Origin of the sequence: Pseudoalteromonas agarivorans (assembly GCF_024518735.1) — a bacterium.
GTDB lineage: Bacteria > Pseudomonadota > Gammaproteobacteria > Enterobacterales > Alteromonadaceae > Pseudoalteromonas > Pseudoalteromonas atlantica.
In genome coordinates this window covers 145159-163850 of the sequence record NZ_JANIGJ010000006.1, presented here as the reverse complement: position 1 = coordinate 163850, position 18692 = coordinate 145159, and the positions used below count along the sequence as shown (strand labels likewise).

Annotated in this window: 20 protein-coding genes; 12 read left to right on the top strand and 8 right to left on the bottom strand. The window is 41.4% G+C overall.

Annotated features, from left to right (window positions below; genetic code table 11):
- Positions 1-2 precede the first annotated feature (2 nt).
- The 3 genes from pbp4b to NQT65_RS12320 all read left to right on the top strand — a co-directional run bounded on the left by pbp4b (position 3) and on the right by NQT65_RS12320 (position 5148).
- On the top strand, positions 3-1667 hold the full coding sequence (pbp4b, locus tag NQT65_RS12330; protein WP_256851288.1) for a penicillin binding protein PBP4B: 1665 nt from the start codon (positions 3-5) through the stop codon (positions 1665-1667).
- Positions 1668-1854: 187 nt separating this feature from the next.
- A complete protein-coding gene (locus NQT65_RS12325; RefSeq protein ID WP_029773935.1) occupies positions 1855-3231 on the top strand; it encodes a Na+/H+ antiporter NhaC family protein in 1377 nt (458 codons plus the stop codon).
- A gap of 174 nt (positions 3232-3405) precedes the next feature.
- A complete protein-coding gene (locus NQT65_RS12320; RefSeq protein WP_256851287.1) occupies positions 3406-5148 on the top strand; it encodes a potassium/proton antiporter in 1743 nt (580 codons plus the stop codon).
- Between the two features lie 220 nt (positions 5149-5368).
- Here the strand turns inward: NQT65_RS12320 and NQT65_RS12315 are convergent, their stop codons facing one another.
- The 4 genes from NQT65_RS12315 to NQT65_RS12300 form a co-directional block, all read right to left on the bottom strand.
- Positions 5369-5878: a hypothetical protein gene (locus tag NQT65_RS12315; RefSeq protein WP_256851286.1), complete on the bottom strand. Its 510-nt coding sequence runs from the start codon at positions 5876-5878 to the stop codon at positions 5369-5371.
- 299 nt (positions 5879-6177) lie between these two features.
- Positions 6178-6801, bottom strand: a complete 624-nt coding sequence (locus NQT65_RS12310) for a hypothetical protein (RefSeq protein WP_256851285.1) — start codon at positions 6799-6801, stop codon at positions 6178-6180.
- On the bottom strand, positions 6788-7360 hold the full coding sequence (locus NQT65_RS12305) for a sigma-70 family RNA polymerase sigma factor (protein ID WP_256851284.1): 573 nt from the start codon (positions 7358-7360) through the stop codon (positions 6788-6790). The genes NQT65_RS12310 and NQT65_RS12305 overlap by 14 nt, the downstream gene beginning before the upstream one ends.
- A gap of 14 nt (positions 7361-7374) precedes the next feature.
- Positions 7375-8010, bottom strand: a complete 636-nt coding sequence (locus tag NQT65_RS12300) for an energy transducer TonB (RefSeq protein ID WP_256851283.1) — start codon at positions 8008-8010, stop codon at positions 7375-7377.
- A 145-nt stretch (positions 8011-8155) separates the two neighbouring features.
- Here NQT65_RS12300 and NQT65_RS12295 point away from each other — a divergent pair, with 145 nt between their 5' ends.
- Positions 8156-8662 (top strand): DUF3087 domain-containing protein, encoded by a 507-nt coding sequence (locus tag NQT65_RS12295; RefSeq protein ID WP_054983855.1) that lies wholly within the window; start codon positions 8156-8158, stop codon positions 8660-8662.
- A gap of 34 nt (positions 8663-8696) precedes the next feature.
- A complete protein-coding gene (locus NQT65_RS12290; protein WP_024031596.1) occupies positions 8697-9146 on the top strand; it encodes a low molecular weight protein-tyrosine-phosphatase in 450 nt (149 codons plus the stop codon).
- 43 nt (positions 9147-9189) lie between these two features.
- Here NQT65_RS12290 and NQT65_RS12285 read toward each other — a convergent pair whose 3' ends face one another.
- A complete protein-coding gene (locus NQT65_RS12285) occupies positions 9190-10302 on the bottom strand; it encodes an energy transducer TonB (RefSeq protein ID WP_121637018.1) in 1113 nt (370 codons plus the stop codon).
- 455 nt (positions 10303-10757) lie between these two features.
- Here NQT65_RS12285 and NQT65_RS12280 point away from each other — a divergent pair, with 455 nt between their 5' ends.
- The 6 genes from NQT65_RS12280 to csrA all read left to right on the top strand — a co-directional run bounded on the left by NQT65_RS12280 (position 10758) and on the right by csrA (position 16827).
- Positions 10758-11381, top strand: coding sequence for a GTP cyclohydrolase II (locus tag NQT65_RS12280; protein ID WP_024031598.1), 624 nt, complete (start codon positions 10758-10760; stop codon positions 11379-11381).
- Between the two features lie 80 nt (positions 11382-11461).
- Positions 11462-12250 (top strand): BPSS1780 family membrane protein, encoded by a 789-nt coding sequence (locus tag NQT65_RS12275; RefSeq protein ID WP_004587511.1) that lies wholly within the window; start codon positions 11462-11464, stop codon positions 12248-12250.
- Entirely contained in the window at positions 12250-12702 is a 453-nt protein-coding gene (locus NQT65_RS12270; protein WP_256851282.1) for a regulatory protein RecX, read from the top strand. Before NQT65_RS12275 ends, NQT65_RS12270 begins: the two co-directional genes overlap by 1 nt.
- Before the next feature lie 19 nt (positions 12703-12721).
- On the top strand, positions 12722-15322 hold the full coding sequence (gene alaS, locus NQT65_RS12265) for an alanine--tRNA ligase (RefSeq protein WP_256851281.1): 2601 nt from the start codon (positions 12722-12724) through the stop codon (positions 15320-15322).
- Between the two features lie 6 nt (positions 15323-15328).
- A complete protein-coding gene (locus NQT65_RS12260) occupies positions 15329-16546 on the top strand; it encodes an aspartate kinase (RefSeq protein ID WP_054983851.1) in 1218 nt (405 codons plus the stop codon).
- A gap of 89 nt (positions 16547-16635) precedes the next feature.
- Entirely contained in the window at positions 16636-16827 is a 192-nt protein-coding gene (csrA, locus tag NQT65_RS12255; RefSeq protein WP_004587515.1) for a carbon storage regulator CsrA, read from the top strand.
- A gap of 50 nt (positions 16828-16877) precedes the next feature.
- Here csrA and NQT65_RS12250 read toward each other — a convergent pair whose 3' ends face one another.
- The 3 genes from NQT65_RS12250 to NQT65_RS12240 form a co-directional block, all read right to left on the bottom strand.
- Positions 16878-17345, bottom strand: coding sequence for a YcxB family protein (locus NQT65_RS12250; RefSeq protein ID WP_256851280.1), 468 nt, complete (start codon positions 17343-17345; stop codon positions 16878-16880).
- A gap of 156 nt (positions 17346-17501) precedes the next feature.
- On the bottom strand, positions 17502-17693 hold the full coding sequence (locus NQT65_RS12245; RefSeq protein ID WP_004587517.1) for a hypothetical protein: 192 nt from the start codon (positions 17691-17693) through the stop codon (positions 17502-17504).
- Positions 17694-17745: 52 nt separating this feature from the next.
- A complete protein-coding gene (locus NQT65_RS12240) occupies positions 17746-17919 on the bottom strand; it encodes a DUF1328 domain-containing protein (RefSeq protein ID WP_002961939.1) in 174 nt (57 codons plus the stop codon).
- 527 nt (positions 17920-18446) lie between these two features.
- On the opposite strand from NQT65_RS12240, the gene NQT65_RS12235 reads away from it, so the two are divergent.
- Positions 18447-18692 (top strand): OadG family protein, encoded by a 246-nt coding sequence (locus NQT65_RS12235; RefSeq protein ID WP_024031602.1) that lies wholly within the window; start codon positions 18447-18449, stop codon positions 18690-18692.

The window sequence follows — 18692 nt, the reverse complement described above, 5'->3', positions numbered from 1 at the left end:
AAATGGCTTTAGTAATAAACAAAAAATTAAGCAGCTGTTTTAAAACGGCTTTACTGGCGCTTGTTAGTGTTAATCTTGTAGCGTGTAGTACGGCAAATAAGCCAAATGAGTTTACAGCAAGTGAGCTTAAGCAAAGCAAATTAGTAACGCTTCCAAACGCCCAAGTTATTGTCACTTTTCCTGAGGCTAACCCTAGTAGCCGTGAGTACGTAAATAACCGTGGCACATTCAAAGCGTATAAAGGGCGAGGGCAGTTATTAATTCAAAATAATAACGCGATAAGCGCCGATATTTTTATAAATAACCAAAAGCTTAATATTACCAACCAATTAGCCGCCAATACTTTATATGAGTATTCGCTAGCAAGGCGCACCCACAATGGGGTAAATACGTTTAAGGTTGAAAATATTAAACCTAAAGGCGCAAGCCTTACCTTGCGCTTTGAGTTTCCGACCTTAAATACCGCTGCGCAAAGTAATATAGACTTTAGCCAGGTCGATGCCCTTATTGAAAAAGACATACAAGCTGGTTTTCCTGGGGCAGTATTAGCCGTTATTAAAAGTGGCGAACTCATAAAGCTTAGCGCCTATGGCGATGCCAAACAGTACCAACAAAGTGATTTAATGCTACTACGCCCAGAGCCAATGCAAACACATACTCTGTTTGATTTAGCCTCTAACACCAAAATATTTGCCACTAATTTTGCCCTTATGAAACTTGTAAGTGAAGGGCTTTTAAATATAAATAACTCCGTACAAAGTTACTTACCCGAATACAAAGGTGATGGCCGCGAGCTGCGCACAGTTAAAGATTTACTCACGCATACAGCGGGTTACCCGCCTGTGTTTGATTTTCATCGTAAAGAAACTAAAAATGGCGATGCGTATTTTTCGCAAAATAGCCAAACCACAAAGCAGCTGTTACTTACGCAAGTACCGCTGAGCAATAAATACCCCGCACAAGCTGTTTACTCCGATATTGATTACATGATTTTAGGCGTACTAGTTGAGCGTATAACCGGGCAACCACTTGATGACTACCTAGAGCAACACATTTACGCCCCACTTAAACTGACCAATACGGTATTTAACCCACTTAAAAAGGGCTTTAAACGCGCTGAATTTGCAGCAACCGAGCTTAGCGGCAACACTCGTGATGGCCGTATTACCTTTGATAATATTCGTACCAATGTTTTGCAAGGCGAAGTGCACGACGAGCGAGCATTTTATTCGTTTAATGGCGTAGCAGGGCATGCCGGTTTATTTAGTAATGCACCCGATTTAGCTGTGCTTTGCCAAGTACTATTAAACCAAGGTGGCTTTGGCAATACCCAATTATTTAGCGCATCAACCTTAGCGCAGTTTGTAACGCCACAATTAAACAACGAAACCTATGGCCTAGGCTTTAGACTTGCAGGTAACAACCAAGCCAGGCGTTGGCATTTTGGCCCTTACGCAAGCGCACAAGCGTATGGGCACACTGGCTGGACGGGCACAGTAACGGTTATTGATCCAACCTACGACTTAGCCATTATTTTATTGACCAATGCGCGGCACACAAAAATAAAAGGAAGCCAAAAACATTACCAGTTTTTGGGCAAACAATACGAGACCGCGCAATATGGCTCGGTGGTATCGCTTATTTACGAAGCACTACTAAATCAATAAATTATCGTTTAGGCTAAAACGGCCTAAGTGCAGTGCCTTAAGTGATTTATTTGCAGGTGACTTAACTAAGCCAATCCATTAAGCTAAGCGGTTTACAAATTCAGGCCACATTTTTAAAACGGCCTGTAAAATAAGCGTTTCAACGTGAATAAAGCGAACGCACTTCGCTATTAATAAAGGTTAATTTATGTCTTGGTATTCTATATTACCGCCGCTCATTGCTATCGCTATCGTATTTTGGCGAAAAGAAGTAATAATGGCACTTTTGGTGGCCGTGGCTTCATCAGAATTTTTACTCGCTATACAAGGCGAGGGTAATACCTTATTTGCTACATTTTTAAATACCATTGAGCGCATAATATCGGTAGCCAGCTCGCCGGGTAACACTCGCATTTTAATATTCAGTATTATGATTGGTGCCTTGCTTGCCTACATACGCGAATCAGGCGGCGTAGCAGCCACCGTTAATATGCTTATGAATAAAGGCATTGCAAAAAGTAAGCGCCAAGTTGGCTTTTTAACCATGTTTACCGGCATCGCGGTATTTATAGAGTCAAACCTCAGCGTATTAACCTCAGGTATTGTATCGCGCGGCTTGTTCGACAAGTTTAAAATGAGCCGAGCGCGCCTTGCTTATATTATTGATAGTACCAGTGCACCGGTGTGTATTTTAATATTACTTAACGGTTGGGGCGCATTTGTACTGGGTTTACTTGGCAATTACGAGCTAAGCGAATCGGCAGTTTCTATTTTATGGGGCAGCGTAGGGTACAACTTTTACGCCATTATCACGCTAGTCATTGTGTTTTACACTATCGCGTTTGATAAAGTACATGGCCCAATGAAAGAAGCCGAGCAAAAGCTAGAGCTGCAAAAAACCGACCTAAAAGAAGAAGTAAAAGGCTCTAAAGCGCGTTACATGCTCGTGCCATTACTTACCCTAATTGTGAGCATGGTAGGCTTTATGTTTTACACCGGCAACGGCGTACTTGCAGAAGGCAGCGGCTCTAAATCGGTTTTATACGCAACGGTATTAGCCATTGTAGTTGCATATGTTTTAATGATTAGCTCGCGCCAATTTACTCACCATCAATTAGTCGATACCGGCTTTAAAGGCATGGGCGAGTTATTACCGCTGGTGAGCATTGTATTGCTTTCACTTACACTGGGCGCAAGCTTAAAAGAGCTAGGCACGGGCGTATTTGTTGCATCGCTAGTGGGCGATTACCTACCTATTTACTTAATTGTACCAGTGCTGTTTTTAACCGGCGCGGTTATGTCGTTTACTACAGGTACTTCGTGGGGCACATTTGCCATACTAATTCCTATTGGCGTACCGCTTATTCAAGCGCTCGGTTTGCCACCTTCACTGGTGGTAGGCGCTATTTTAGGCGGCGGTATATTTGGCGATCACTGCTCCCCTATATCCGACACCAGCGCTGTATCGGCACTCGCCTCAGGGTGTGACTTACTCACCCACGTTAAAACGCAGCTACCGTATGCGTTATTTGGCGGCGCACTGACGTTTATAGCGTACTTAGTAACAAGCATAATAGTGTTATAAAATTTGCTCGTTTAAATACTCAAAGGCCTGCTTAATCGCAGGCTTTTTTGTTTTAAATATGCAGTTAAGTACCCGTATTTATATTTTTTAGGTTATTGTATGGCATGAGCTTTAAGCTTTTTAATAGCTATAAATTCTTACTTTTTAACTTATACAAGGCTGTAAACCCACACTATGTTTGTAATAGATAATATCATTCTTGTTAGTGCCATTTTAATTTTACTAGGGGTTATCTCGAGCAAGCTATCTGCGCGCGTTGGCTTACCCGTGCTGGTGCTATTTTTACTGGTGGGCATGCTTGCAGGTGAAGATGGTATTGCAGGTATATCATTCGATAACGCAGAGGCGGCGCATGCTCTGGGCACGTTAGCACTGGCTATTATTCTATTTGATGGTGGGCTACAAACGCCAACCAGCTCTATTAAACAAGTGTGGAAACCTGCTTCGGCTTTAGCAACGGTTGGGGTGCTTTTAACGGCGGTAATTACCGGCCTTGTCGCCACTTATATTTTAGACTTACCTGTATTACAAGGCGTTTTACTGGGCGCTATTGTGGGCTCTACAGATGCCGCTGCCGTATTTGCACTTTTACGAAGCGCCGGTATTCACTTAAATAAAAAACTTAAATCAACCCTTGAAATAGAAAGTGCCTCGAACGACCCAATGGCTATTTTTTTAACGGTTGGTTTGCTCGAAATGCTAGTGAACGACATGCCAATAGGGCTGGGTTTACTGCAGTTATTTGCCCAGCAAATGGGTGTAGGCGCCGTTTGTGGGTTTTTAATTGGTAAGGTGTCGGTGTGGTTTATTAATCGAATAAAATTAAATGCATCAGGTTTGTATTTAGTAATGGTAACCGCATTTGGGCTGCTTTCTTTTGGCCTTTCTGCAACGCTTGGCGGCAGTGGCTTTTTAGCTGTATTTATAACCGGCGTTATTTTAGGTAACAGTAAATTTGTATATAAACGCGGTATTTTTCTGTTTCACGATGGTTTAGCGTGGCTTGGGCAAATAACCATGTTTGTTGTGTTAGGGCTTTTAATTAATCCCTCGTCGTTGGTTGATGTATGGTTAGAAGGGTTGTTAATTGCACTGGCACTTATTTTTGTTGCTCGCCCACTAGCGGTAGCGCCAATTTTGAAATTATTTGGCTTTAATAATCGCGAAACTTTATTTGTATCTTGGGTGGGGCTAAGAGGCTCAGTGCCGATTATTTTAGCTATATTCCCACTGTTGTTTGGCCTTTCAGGGGCGGAGCTTATTTTTAATGTGGTTTTTTTCGTGGTGTTAATCTCGGCCACGTTGCAAGGCTCAACTATGCCTTGGATGGCTAAAAAGTTAAGTTTAATAGAACCGCCACCCGATTTAGCAGCTGCAACGCTCGAAATTACCGCCCTAAACGATATTGATATAGAAATTGTTGAGTACACGTTAAGTGATGTTTCTCGCGTTTCTGGGCGCAGTTTGTCTCATGCTGCACTGCCAGAAAGTGTAGTTGTAGCCATGATCACACGAGGGCCATCAATCATACCGCCACGCGGCTCAACTAAATTAAAACCAAACGATCATTTATTTGTTGTTTTAAAACCCGCTAACAGACCTTTTGTTGATTTAGTTTTTACAGCAACCGATAAAACAAACCACCAAGACAGTCACTTAGCGCGCAACGAACTTAAAGTGAAAGGGGTTACGCTAGTAGGCGATATATTTTACTCATACCACATGAAAATAGACGCCCCAGAGGACATAAGCTTGGAAGAGGTGATCAACCAAAAGCTCTCAGGAGAAATCAGTAAAGGCTCAATTGTGGTTATTGGTAATGTTCAACTACGCGTTATAACAATGGTACATACACGTATAGTGACCATCGGCTTAAAATACTTACACAATCCAGAACAACGGCTTTTAAAGCAGTAACCATTACCGATGATTTACAAGATATTAGCGACGTAGGTTGGGTTGAGTGACACGAAACCCAACGTATCACCAATGCAATGAGCAAACCCAAGCTAATTATATGTAGTGTTTATTGTAGGCGCATAGCTTGCTGATACACCGGGTGTTAGCCTGAGTTTAATTACAAAATACATAAAAGCCTGCTTAATAGCAGGTTTTATAAAGCAATTGAATGTGGATTTTACTTATTAAATGAGTAATCAACGCGTGCAAAAGGCCATTCGTTTTTAATCCATGCTTTAACGCTCGTTTTTAATTCGGTAAAAAGTGGTGTAGCAATATGCTCTTTAGCGACCCAACTAAACACGGTGGCGTCAAACTTATCACTAGCGGCACCTGAAATGTAAATGCAGCCAATTACTTTCGTTTTATTGTTATTCATTACATGGAAGGTAAAAGATTCTTTATTATCAAATGCGATTAAATCATTTTCTAATGTTTGTGTGTTTTCATCCAAAGTAAAGTCATCAGCAGGCCATGTTGTGCCTAAGCTATTTTGAATAAACTCGCGAGCAGACATAAGCGCTTTGTAATCAAGAACTGTGTATTTAGGGTTTACCTTAACTAAGGTAAAGTTTTCAAAGCGCTTTTCAACCGGTACTACAAATACGTTATTCACTAAAGCCTCAGCCTGCACAAACGAGCAGCAAAATGTATAAATAGTAAAAACGAATAAAAGTAGCTTTTTCATATTTTTTTCTTAAATTTAAACTAAAAGTTAAATAAAATTATATTCGTACAACTCATAAATCCAAAGAGCTAAAATAATGTATTTTCAGGAGTGAATATATTTGCTGTCAATAAAAACCAAAATGAGACTGACTGCTTTCTAACTTTTATAGGGCGCTACTCGAGGCTTGAAATAATGATGAGGAATAAAGTTAGCTATGTAGTAATTTTTCCTCTGTGCAGCGCGAAGCGCCTCTGTGTTCTCGGTGGTAATATATATCTAAATTACCACTACCACCAACCTTAACTGAGCTAAACCACCTAAGCCCCACACTGCCTAACTCCAGCACCCGCATGTTTAAGTGCAATAATCTGCCCTTTACTGTTATGCGCCATAGCCAACATATCACCCGTATTTAGACCACTTTCTACTGCGTGCCTTCCCTTTAAATCACTGAGCAGTGACTGCTTAATTTGCACCAGTACCTCGTCATTACAGCTGGCTATGTACCAGTCGTTATCAACCTTTACGAGCGTGCCGTATTCTATGTGGCGTTGTTGGTGTAAGCGCAAGCTATTAGCGTGTTGTGTATCGAGTGCGTGTTTTTGCTCGGTAATGGCGCTTGTGTAACTGCCCGATGGGGTTATTTCGTGGGTTTTAATAATTGAGTAGTCGTGAATGTCTATAGTTTTAAATGAGCTGTTAAGCACCGTTTTAGGTGCGTGGTTAATGCCCTCGTTACTATCAAACACAATAAATGCGAATACGCCCAGTGCGCAGGCAAGGCTGGTTAACTGTAGCGTAAAACTAAGCCTTGAGGGCTTTTTATGGCTGGCATTATTAAGTAACGCTTTTTGTTGGGAAGCGCTGAGTGTAGTGCGTGCTTTTCGCTCTTTGTAGTGTTGAGTGAGCTTTTGATCAAACTGCTCATCAGGCTTGTTCATTGTTTGCTCCTAATAAACGTTTAAGGTTTTGCTTGGCATAGCGCAGCCTTGTTTTTACGCTCTCATGGTTGCTTTGCGTTATAAGCTCTATGTCGGCAAGGCTAAAGCCTTCTTGTTGTAAGGTAATGGCTTCGCGCTGTACAAAGCTCAGTTGCTTGAGTGCGCTATCGAACGCTTGGTAATTTATATTGCTAATACTGTTGTTATTACCTTGCTCATTTTGCTGCGCGGGTAGGGGGGTGCTTTCGTCAAGCTCTACAAAGCGCTGCTGTTTGCGGTATTCGTCTACTAATGTGTTGCGCGCGAGTTTAAATAACCACGCTTTTGGCGTGGTTTGCGCTTGGTAAAGGTGGCGTTTTTCGATTACTTTTAGCCAGGTTTGTTGGCTTACGTCGTATGCTAAATGCGTATTAGATTGCGTCACTAGGTAGTGATATAAATCGTTACTGTATAGGGAAATAAGCTGCTCTAAGTAGCGGTTGTCGCCACTTTTTGCGTAACTTGCCATGCAATCCTTGCTTGGCGTTTCAAATAACCATGACTTAATACTGAGTAGCATAGGCGTTTAGTCCGTTAAATAGAGTTATCTAATTTAAAATCGAGCTGTACGGTTTGATCTGTTTGTAATTGTGCCACACCTTCTATTACTTTGGGGCGATATTTCCAGCGCTTTATGGCTCTTATTGCTTCGCGGTCAAAGGTGCGTTTGGGCTCGGCGTTTATTACCACTGGGTTTATTACTTCGCCGGTGGGCGAAATACTAAAGCTCAGTTGTACCCAGCCTTCTATGCCATTGCGCGCAGCAGATGTTGGGTATTTTGGATTTATGCGCACTATGGGGGTTGCATCGCCTGTTGGGCGGTTAATCGTGCTATTTATATCATCTCCAAAATCATCAATAGTGACCGGTGTTAATTCGTTAATCGCTATTACAGGGTCGTTTGAGGTATCTATTGGTGGTGCTTTAGGCGGCGTTTTTGGTACAGGCGGTGGTGGCTGTATTTTTTGTATATGCCTTACTTGTGAATCCTCTGGTGCCTGAAAAATCTCTACAATAATATCGTCGCCGAGTTTTATAGGTGCGCGCTGCTCGCCACTAATTAAGTATTGCATAAATGCAAAGGCGGCAAAGGTCATTACTGCGCCGCCAATAACGGCGGTTGATGTTTTAATAAATGCTGAATTATTGGGTACTTCAAGTGTGTGCATAAGCTGCTCCGAGTAAACTTATTGGGTTGTTTAAAAGCTATAACGGGGGGCAAATCAAAAAGGGGTTAAATAATTTTATAAAAATTGCGGGGTTTAGTTACAATAGCGTTCGCTATATTTTTACTTATTAATTTTTTAGGCTGTTATGCAACTCATACAAATAGATAAAGCACGTTACCGCAAACATTTAAATAGGGTAATTGTAGGGTGTGCGGCGGGTTTAGCTGTTGGCAGCTTGGCTATATCGCAAACGTTAATTGCGTTGTTTCCTGATGAAAGCGGGAGTCACTTTCATTGGAATTTAACCGGTGTTGTTATAACAAGTTTGGCCATTGGCTGGCTGTTAAATAAATACCGTACCCATAGTTTTATGACCGAAGTGGTATATGTGTGGGAGCTTAAACAAGCGCTTAATAAAATAACCCGCAAAATGCCAAAGCTAAAAGCGGCAGGGCGTGAGGGTAATGCCGATGCATTATTAGCGATTCATTATAGTTATGCGGGCTCACGGCTTTTATGGCAGCTTGACGATAACACCATTACTATGGACGAGTTAGCTATAAAACAAGCCGAGCTTGATAGTGTGGCCGCCAAGTATAACCTGACTTTAAATGCCGATGACTATAACGAGGCTATATTAAAACAGTTTTAAAGCCTAGGTGGTTAAATTAGCTAAAGGAACCTTAATGAAAAAAGTACTGATAGTGTGTTTAGGTAATATTTGCCGCTCGCCCACAGCAGAGGCGGTGTTAAAAGCGCGTGCTAAAAAATTAGGTGTTGAGGTAAAAGTCGACTCGGCAGGGACTATTGGCTACCACGAAGGTAAAACGCCAGATAGCCGCTCAATGGCTGCAGGCGAAAAACGCGGTTATAGCTTTAAAGGTATATTTTCGCGCCCAGTTCGCAGCAGCGATTTTACTGAGTTTGATTTAATTTTAGCGGCAGACACACAAAACTTAGCTGACTTAAAAGCGCAATGCCCCACCCATTTACATTACAAGCTGGCATTGTTTTTAGAATACGGCGAGCAAAGCCAAAGCGCCATACCCGACCCATACTACGGCGGCGATGATGGCTTTGAAAATGTGCTCGATTTAATTGAAGCCGCTAGCGATAAAATACTCGCAAAGCTTTGAATAAAACTACCTGAACAAAAAAGACGCTATAATACCTTGCGTGTTATCTGGCTATTTTAAAGTCGAGCTGTACTTGCGTACTTGCAACAACGGGTTGGCCGTCTTCAAATTTTGGTGCATAACGCCACTTTTTAAGTGCTGTAAGTGCCGACCTTTCAAACTCTTTCCCCCCTTGTGAGCTAACTACCTCTGGGTTTTTAACAAAGCCTGCGGTATCTACGTCAAATTCAACAACGACAATACCGTCTCGCATTTGGCGCGCTTTGTTTTGTGGGTACTCAGGGTTTTTGCGGTATATAGGTGTTTGCTCTTGTGTTTTTTTCCACGGCACCATTTTAGCAATTGCTAAACAATGCTTAGTGGCTTGCTCGCTTTGGCCTGTTTTTTCGTAAAGGTTAACAAGCTTTGAGTGCGCAGTAAGCTCAGCGCTATGATCAAAGCTTAAGTTGTTATCAAATACCGATACAACATGGTTTAGTCGTTCAATGGCTTCATTGTATTTTTTCTTACCTTGAGCAAACGACGCCATTAAAAAGTCGGCTTTAATGCGCTCTACGGTATTGTCGTCTAGGTTATTACGGTAGTAGTCATCGGCTTGGTTAAGCAGCGTTTTAGCTTTATGGTATTTTTTATGAGCAAATTTTTTGGCTAACAGCGAGGCTGCTTCAAACTGCATGTCGGCAACAAATTTAGGGTTGTTTTGTGTTTTAGCTATTTCAATTATACGGTCGTAATCGTTATCGGCTTGATAGGCCGAGCTGGTGTTTTCAGCCTTGCCTATTAGGGCATCGATTGTTTCTATTGCATTTTTACCGTGGTTATTTGCCAGTATTGTATAGGCTTGCGAGTAAAGTTCGAAGCGTTGCTCAGATACATTTTTTTTGTCGTTGATAGAGCGCGGCGCTGTAATTGCTTTGGCGTAATTAATAGCAAGGCTTGCGGTGTTATCACTTTTATCACCATAAAGCGCAAGGCCTGTAATATAGGCATGTTTAGCTGCTTGCTCTATGTTTTCGTCTTTTTTAACAGCCGTTAAATAACTTTGGTATGCATCAGAAAAGGCGGCTTTATCATCGCTTACTTGGCTTGCATTGGCCTGGCTTGCAAAAGGCGTAAAGGTTAATCCGATAACTAAGGCGAGGTGTTGTGCTTTCATAATAATCCCTATTAGTGTTCAATCTAGAAACAAAATACCACAAGTGATAATGGTTTTCATTACTCTTTGTGTGGGCGCTTGCTTATAAAACTAACTAATTACCTAATACCCATGTGCACTAAGCTGTAACTAACTTTCGTCATTAAACTGTACTAATAGTGCCTGCTGAGATAACTAGGTAACACCGTTTTAGCTTTTTATAGGTGCGGTGTATTAACTTAATGTATAAGCAGCGTGGTAAAAGTAATAAAATTAAAATAGCAAATGCGTACAAGTTTGTCATTGTTTTGGGGAAATAGCTCTAGGTAGTGGGAGTTTATTGCATATTAAGATTGAAAATAGGCTGTGTAATCGCCATATATTTGCCATAAACCTAGTGTACTACGATCTAACTTTAAACATTTGTGATATTATCACCTTATGGTGTCGTAGTTATTTAATTATTTGGATTTGTCGTGGCGCAAGTAAGAGCAAGAGCCCAGCTTAATGTTGGCAAAAATAGTGATATTCCCGCAGAAATAGTGTCTTTTAGTGGCTTAAAAGACGGCCAAGAACACGTTGCGTTTGTATTTAACAATGCTGATGTAAACCAAAATGTGCCGCTTATTCGCATGCACTCTGAGTGTTTAACCGGTGATGTGTTTCATTCATCGCGCTGCGATTGTGGCGAGCAGTTAAATGAGTGTATTGAAATGATGCACGAGCAAGGCGGGGTGTTATTGTATTTACGCCAAGAGGGCCGAGGTATTGGTTTGTACAATAAAATTGATGCCTATGTACTTCAATCGCAAGGTATGAACACTTACGAGGCTAATAATCACTTAGGTTTTGCCGATGACTTACGTGATTTTTCGGACGCGGTATTAATGCTCAACGCACTTAATTTAAGCCACGTTAAATTAATGACCAATAACCCTAAAAAGCTTAATGCATTAAAAGATGCCGGCATTGAAGTAGACACCGTTATTGGTACCCACGCGCACATTAAAGCAGGCCTTACAGGTAACAAAGCTTACCTAGAAACCAAAATAAAACACGGCGCACATATGTTAGATATTAAAAAAATTAAAAAACCTTAACTATTTAATCATGTAGTGTCTGTTAATCCCCCCTCACGCCAAGTTATACTTGGCGTGTTTTGTTTAATTTAAGAGCCAGTATGTCTAACGAATTACGAATTTTTAAAGCCGATGCCGGGCTAAAGTGGTTTAAAGCCGGTTGGCATATTTTTAAAACCCAGCCATTTACCTTTGTAGTTATGCACTTATTAATAGGCATAGTGGGCATACTGTCGTTATTTTTACCTTTGCTGCAAGTTGTTGCGGCACTTGCCACGCCTTTTTTAACCGCCGGTTTTTACCAAGCGGTACTTAGCAAGCAGCAGGGCGGTAAAATTATGCTTGCCGACATACTCAAACCCTTTAGCGCAAAAGGTAATCGTTTAGGGCTACTACGTTTAGCGCTTTACCAAATGGGGGCGGGTATTTTAATGGCCTTGTTAGCTAATGGCCTATTTGCCGATGCGGTGGCTATTATGAGCCAAGAGGGGCTTGATCCTAACATTGCGCTTGAGCAAACCTTAAATAGTATTTCGGGCGCCAGTGTGGTGCTATTTTTAGTGGCAATGGCGGTGTATTTAATGGCGTTTGCTTACGCGGTACCGCTTATTTATTTTAGTAAAGAAAAACGCATTTTAACGGCGCTTAAAAATTCGCTATTGGTTTTTTATCATAACCTGTTTGCATTGAGTGTTTTTGGCATTATTTGTGTGTTATTTATGGCGCTTTCTATGTTCTTATCGTTCTTACCGCTGTTGATTTTAATGCCAATTTGCTACATTAGTTTCTTTGTATCTTATCAGGCTATTTTTATGCCAGTTGTACCGCCAAGTGACGATAGTAATGTTAAACCACTTAGCAGTGAACAAAGCGGGCGCTTTGACGCTTAATGGATGATAAGTTAAAACAAAAGCTTAAAAACTATGTACTGTGGTTACTTGGGCGCCAAGAGTATTCGCGCCGCGAGTTAACCTTTAAGCTTCAGCAAAAAGAAGCCAGCGACGAGTTTATAGAAACCCTGCTTAATTGGTGCGAAGAGCACAATTTTATTAACGAGCAACGCTATTGCGAAGGGTTTGTCAGAAAACACATTTTTAAAGGCCATGGCTTAAAGCGCATTCAAAGCGAAGCCATAGGCAAAGGGATTGACCGTTCACTACTTGAAAGAGTGGTTGAAGAGCTTGAAATAGACTGGTTTGAGCTTGCGCAGGAAGCGTACAACAAAAAGTATTCAACTACACCGGCCATCCTCGAGTACAAAGATAAAGCTAAGCGCGTGCGCTACTTAATGTACCGAGGATTTAGCTACGAACAAATTGATTTTGCAATGCAAGCACAGTAAATACAGGTGAGATTTTCACATGCAGCACATGACTACGGCACAACTTAGGCAACAGTTTTTAGACTTTTTTGCCAGCAAACAGCACCAAATTGTCCAATCGGCTTCACTTATTCCGGGTAACGATGCCACGTTGTTATTTAACAATGCCGGCATGGTTCCTTTTAAGGATGTGTTTTTAGGCGCCGAAACTCGCCCTTACACGCGTGCTACAAGTGCACAGCGTTGTGTGCGTGCTGGTGGTAAACATAACGATTTAGAAAACGTAGGTTACACAGCGCGTCATCATACATTTTTTGAAATGCTAGGTAACTTTAGTTTTGGCGATTACTTTAAACAAGACGCTATTAAGTTTGCGTGGGAGTTTTTAACTGAGGTTGTTAAATTACCACAAGAAAAACTACTTGTTACTATTTATCACGACGATGAAGATGCATTTGGCTTTTGGCACAATGATATTGGCCTAAGCGAAGATCGTATTATTCGTATTGCTACCTCAGATAACTTCTGGTCAATGGGCGATACTGGCCCATGTGGTCCGTGTTCTGAAATATTTTACGATCACGGTGAGCACATTTGGGGTGGCCCTCCGGGCTCGCCTGAAGAAGATGGCGACCGCTTTATAGAAATTTGGAACCTTGTATTTATGCAGTACAACCGTCAAAGCGACGGTACTATGGAGCCGCTGCCTAAACAATCTGTTGATACAGGTATGGGCCTTGAGCGTATTGCTGCTATTTTACAAGGCGTGCATTCAAACTACGAAATCGACTTGTTCCAAGGCTTAATTGCAGCTGCGGCAAGTGTAACTAACGCACAAGATTTAAACGATAAGTCGCTACGCGTTGTGGCGGATCATATTCGTTCGTGTGCGTTTTTAATTTCTGATGGTGTTATGCCGTCAAACGAAGGCCGTGGTTATGTATTGCGTCGTATTATTCGTCGTGCAGTACGCCATGGTAACAAGCTTGGTGCACAAGGTGCGTTTTTCTATAAACTGGTTGCAGCGCTTATTGAACAAATGGGCCAAGCTTACCCAGAGCTTGCAAAGCAGCAAGAAATTATCGAAAAAGTACTGCGCATTGAAGAAGAACAATTTGGTAAAACCCTTGAGCGTGGCTTAGCTATTTTAGAAGAAAGCCTAAGCGAGCTTAAAGGCGATGTTATTCCTGGTGATTTAGTATTTAAATTATACGACACCTATGGTTTCCCCGCTGATTTAACGGCCGATGTAGCCCGTGAACGCCAAATGACAATAGACCATGCAGGCTTTGAAGAGTGCATGGCTGTACAGCGTAAAACAGCGCAGCAAGCTGGTAAATTTGGTGCTGATTACAACGAGCAATTAAAGTCAGAAAAACACACTGAGTTTAAAGGCTACGACAGCACACATCACAGCGCTACAGTAGTAGAAGTGTTTGCAAATGGTGAGTCGGTTTCTATTTTAGAAGACGGCCAACAAGGCATTGTTGTACTTAACCATACGCCATTTTATGCAGAATCTGGTGGTCAAACAGGCGATACCGGTACCATTACTGTTGCAGGTGGCGAGTTTACAGTAACTAACACTACTAAGCTGGGTAATGCGTTTGCGCACCATGGTAGCGTACAAGGGCGCATTGCGGTTAACGATAAAGTAGATGCCACTATTGATGATGCACGCCGTGAACGCATTAAGAAAAATCACACAGCTACGCATATTTTACACGAAGCTCTGCGCCAATTATTAGGTGAACACGTAAGCCAAAAAGGCTCACTGGTTGAGCCTGAACGTTTACGTTTTGACTTCTCGCACTTTGAAGCGGTTACTAAAGACGAACTACGTGAAATCGAGCGTGTAGTTAACGATGAAATTCGTCGTAACTTTGCCCTTAACACTGAGCTTATGGCGATTGATGACGCTAAAGCAAAAGGTGCAATGGCGCTGTTTGGCGAAAAGTACGACGATGAAGTACGCGTAGTAACCATTGGCGATTACTCAATTGAACTGTGTGGCGGTACGCACGTAGAGCGCGCGGGTGATATTGGCTTATTTAAAATTGTATCTGAAAGCGGTATTGCTGCAGGCGTACGCCGTATTGAAGCAGTAACAGGCGCAGATGCAGTGGCGTATGTAAGCGAGCAAGAAAAACAGCTAAACGATGTAGCAGCGCTGGTAAAAGGTGATAGCGCATCGGTACTTGAAAAAGTAACTGCGCTTCTTGAAAAGTCTAAAGGCCTTGAAAAGCAAATTGCACAGCTTAACGATAAGCTAGCCAGTGCAGCGGGCGCGTCTTTACTTGATTCGATTGTTGAAATTAATGGCGTTAAGCTACTAGTGGCAAACGTTGAAGGAACTGAATCTAAAGCGCTTCGTGGTATGGTTGACGACCTTAAAAACAAGATTGGCTCAGGTGTTATTGCACTGGGTGTTGCCAGCGACGAAAAAGTAAGCCTAATTGCCGGTGTAACGAAAGATTTAACCGGTAAAGTTAAAGCCGGTGAGCTTGTAAACCACATGGCAGGCCAAGTAGGCGGTAAAGGGGGCGGTCGTCCTGATATGGCACAAGCGGGTGGTTCACAGCCTGAAAACCTAAACGCCGCGCTTGAAAGCGTGACAGCCTGGGTAAGTGAGAAAGTTTAAGCTTACGTGGCACTTATTGTCCAAAAGTTTGGCGGCACTTCGGTTGGCTCTATTGAGCGAATAGAAGCGGTCGCCGACCTTGTTGTTAAAACTAAGCAGCAAGGTCATCAAGTGGTTGTGGTTCTTTCGGCTATGTCGGGAGAAACCAACCGCTTAATTAACCTCGCCAAGCAAATAGATACTCGCCCGAGTAGCCGAGAATTAGACGTACTTATTAGCACTGGAGAACAGGTTTCTGTTTCGCTCCTTGCTATGGCTATTATAAAACGTGGCCATTCGGCTGTAAGCCTACTAGCCGATCAGGTTAATATTCAAACCGATAACATGTTTGGTAAAGCCCGTATTGAAGAGGTTGCTGCGACGCGTTTAAAGCATGAGCTTGAGCATAATCGGATTGCGATTATTGCCGGTTTTCAGGGGCGCGATGTAGAGGGCAATATTACAACCCTTGGACGCGGTGGCACCGATACCTCTGCGGTAGAAATAGCCGCGGCAATAAAAGCCGATGAATGTCAGATCTATACCGACGTTGATGGCGTATACACTACTGATCCTCGTGTAGAACCAAACGCACAGCGAATGCGCCATGTAACGTTTGCCGAAATGCTAGAGCTGGCAAGCTTAGGCGCAAAAGTATTGCATATTCGTGCTGTTGAGTCGGCTGGTAATCATAAAATGCCGCTAAGGGTGCTTTCGAGTTTTGAGCCCGATGAAGGAACGCTAATAAGTTTTGAGGAGAGCGATATGCCAACTAAGGTTGTGTCGGGGATTGCGTTTAATCGTGACGAATGCTTGATAAAGGTACATGGCGTACCATACTGTGTTCATTCTCTTACAAAAATTTTGAAACTTTTTGCAGAAAATGGCATCGAAATAGATATGATTAGTCAAGTTAATCATAACTTTGAAAAAATAGACTATGCTTTTACTGTGCATTCAAATGACTATTTGCAAGCACACGATTTACTAACTCAACAACAGGTAAATCTGCAGGCTGATAGCATTTCTAGTGATACAACAGTTGCAAAAGTGTCGGCTGTTGGCATAGGAATGAAGTCTCACAGTGGTGTAGCGCATCAATTTTTTGATGCATTGGCGCAAGAAGGCATACACATAGTTTTAGTATCGACGTCTGAAATCAAGGTATCGGTTTTAATTGACGAGAAGTATTTAGAACTAGCAGTAAGAGCGTTACACTCAGAATTTTTAACAGAAAATGGATAGTTTGGGAGTTTTTACTTACTTTTCAATCAATTTTTCATTAAAATGGTCAAGCGGAATCTTATAATTTATTGGAACATGGGAGCAAGAGAATGCTAATACTAACTCGTAGAGTAGGTGAAACCCTAATGATTGGTGACGAAGTAACTGTTACTGTATTAGGTGTTAAAGGAAATCAAGTTCGAATTGGTGTTAACGCACCTAAAGACGTTTCAGTGCATCGTGAAGAGATTTACATGCGTATACAAGCTGAAAAGTCTAACCCTAATCCGGGCAATGCTTAATCAACACGTATACTTAGCTGAGTAATGCACTTAGCTATACCAAAAGCCACTCACTGAGTGGCTTTTTTGTTTATAAAATAGCGCATTTCATCGGTTAATACACTGCTAGAAATATATTGCATACCTTTATTATGGTGCACTAAGTAGCCGTGGTTAGTTTTAATAATATGGGTTATTTCTGCCCACTTAAATGTATGGCTTTTATAGTGGTTTTCGGTGCTAATAGCGTCATCGGTAAACGAAAGAGTAACCGTTGAGCCCGAAGCACGACTAAACATTTGGCGCGTAACCCACCAAGGCCTGCGGTAATAAAAGGCAACGCATTCTAATACACCCAGCATTATTAAAAATGTACCTAGGTAGTGATCGTCCATAGCGTAAATACTAATTAAACCTAAGCACACCAGTAATGCCAGCAAAAAATACTTTGGTTTGGCTGCTTTACTATAAGAGTGGGACTCGTCAAAGCATTCGTAGTAGTAGGGTTTATCGAGTGTGTAAGTGGTGGTCAGTGCCATAATTGCTAATAAGTAATAGTTTTCGCTATTTTAACAAGCTAGCGTAAAAATCACACCCGTTAATGTAGACTATGCATTTTAAGAGTTAGAATCCGCTTTTTATTCGCGCACAAAAAAACGGCTTATTAAAAGCCGTTTTTTACGTTACCAAACAGATTAACAGTTAGTTTCTTCTGCGTTAACGCCTTCTTTTACATTTTCACATGCATCTTCAACAGAGTTTTGCACGTCAGTTACTGCTTCATCAATACGCTCACCTGCTTCTTCTGCGTGGTTGTCTTCACAACCCATCATAAAGAAACCTGCAAATACGGCGATTAGTGCTGCTTTTAAAGTTGTTGAGTTCATAATGTAATTCCTTGTATATGTTGATTGTTTAGTGTTTTAAGTATGTTAGTAGCTACCTAGGCGATTTACCGCGCAGCGCACCTGAAACTAAAGAAATCACTAAAAGTACTAAAAAGATAAAGAATATAATTTTTGCTATACCAGCTGCGGCACCTGCGATACCACCAAAACCTAACACTGCAGCGATTAAAGCAATAACTAAAAATGTAATTGTCCAGCGTAACATTGTTTTCTCCTTGGTTATCAAATTCGTTCGAAAGTAATAATGCTAGTTGCGTGCCAGAGTTTAATTTTATTAATTTTCAATATGTTATGGTTTTTTGAGCGAGGGTTATAAATTTAGGATTGGTAAGTTTTACGTTTAACGATGTAACTTATTCACACTATTGTAAAGAGAGTAAAAAAATAAATATTTTTTGTGCGCTTCTTTACTAGTCTTGGTAAGACCAATTTACATTTTAGCGCAAAATGATTTTTTACCTGCCGTTTAACTTACTATTTTTTATGGTTTTTAAGTTTTTTTGGGTTTAACCATATAACCTTTGCCTATAACGGTTATTTTTATCATCTATATCTAAGCTAATTTAACCCAGTATTAGCTATGTTAACTATTGTGGCTGTATGTTAGTTTAATTTTAATTGGTTTTACCAATTGACAGGTGGTAGACAAAGTTAAAAGTTTTGTTATCATTCGGTGAATAATTATTTAAATAAAGCGGTTTTTTATATCGCTATATAGTGCAGGGGGAGAAAATGGATATAGGAGCTGTACTCACAACCGCAGGTAGCTTGATGCTTACGGGCATGGTGGGCGTGTTTGTATTTCTTTCAATATTGATTGGTGCTGTGTCACTCATGTCTAACTTGGTTGCTCGTTTTGACGAGGCTGAAGTTGCAATACCGGTTAAATCACCATCTTTAAAATCTCAAGGTGTGCCAAACGAGCACATCGCTGCTATTAGTGCTGCCATTGCTCAGTACAAATCAAATAATAAATAA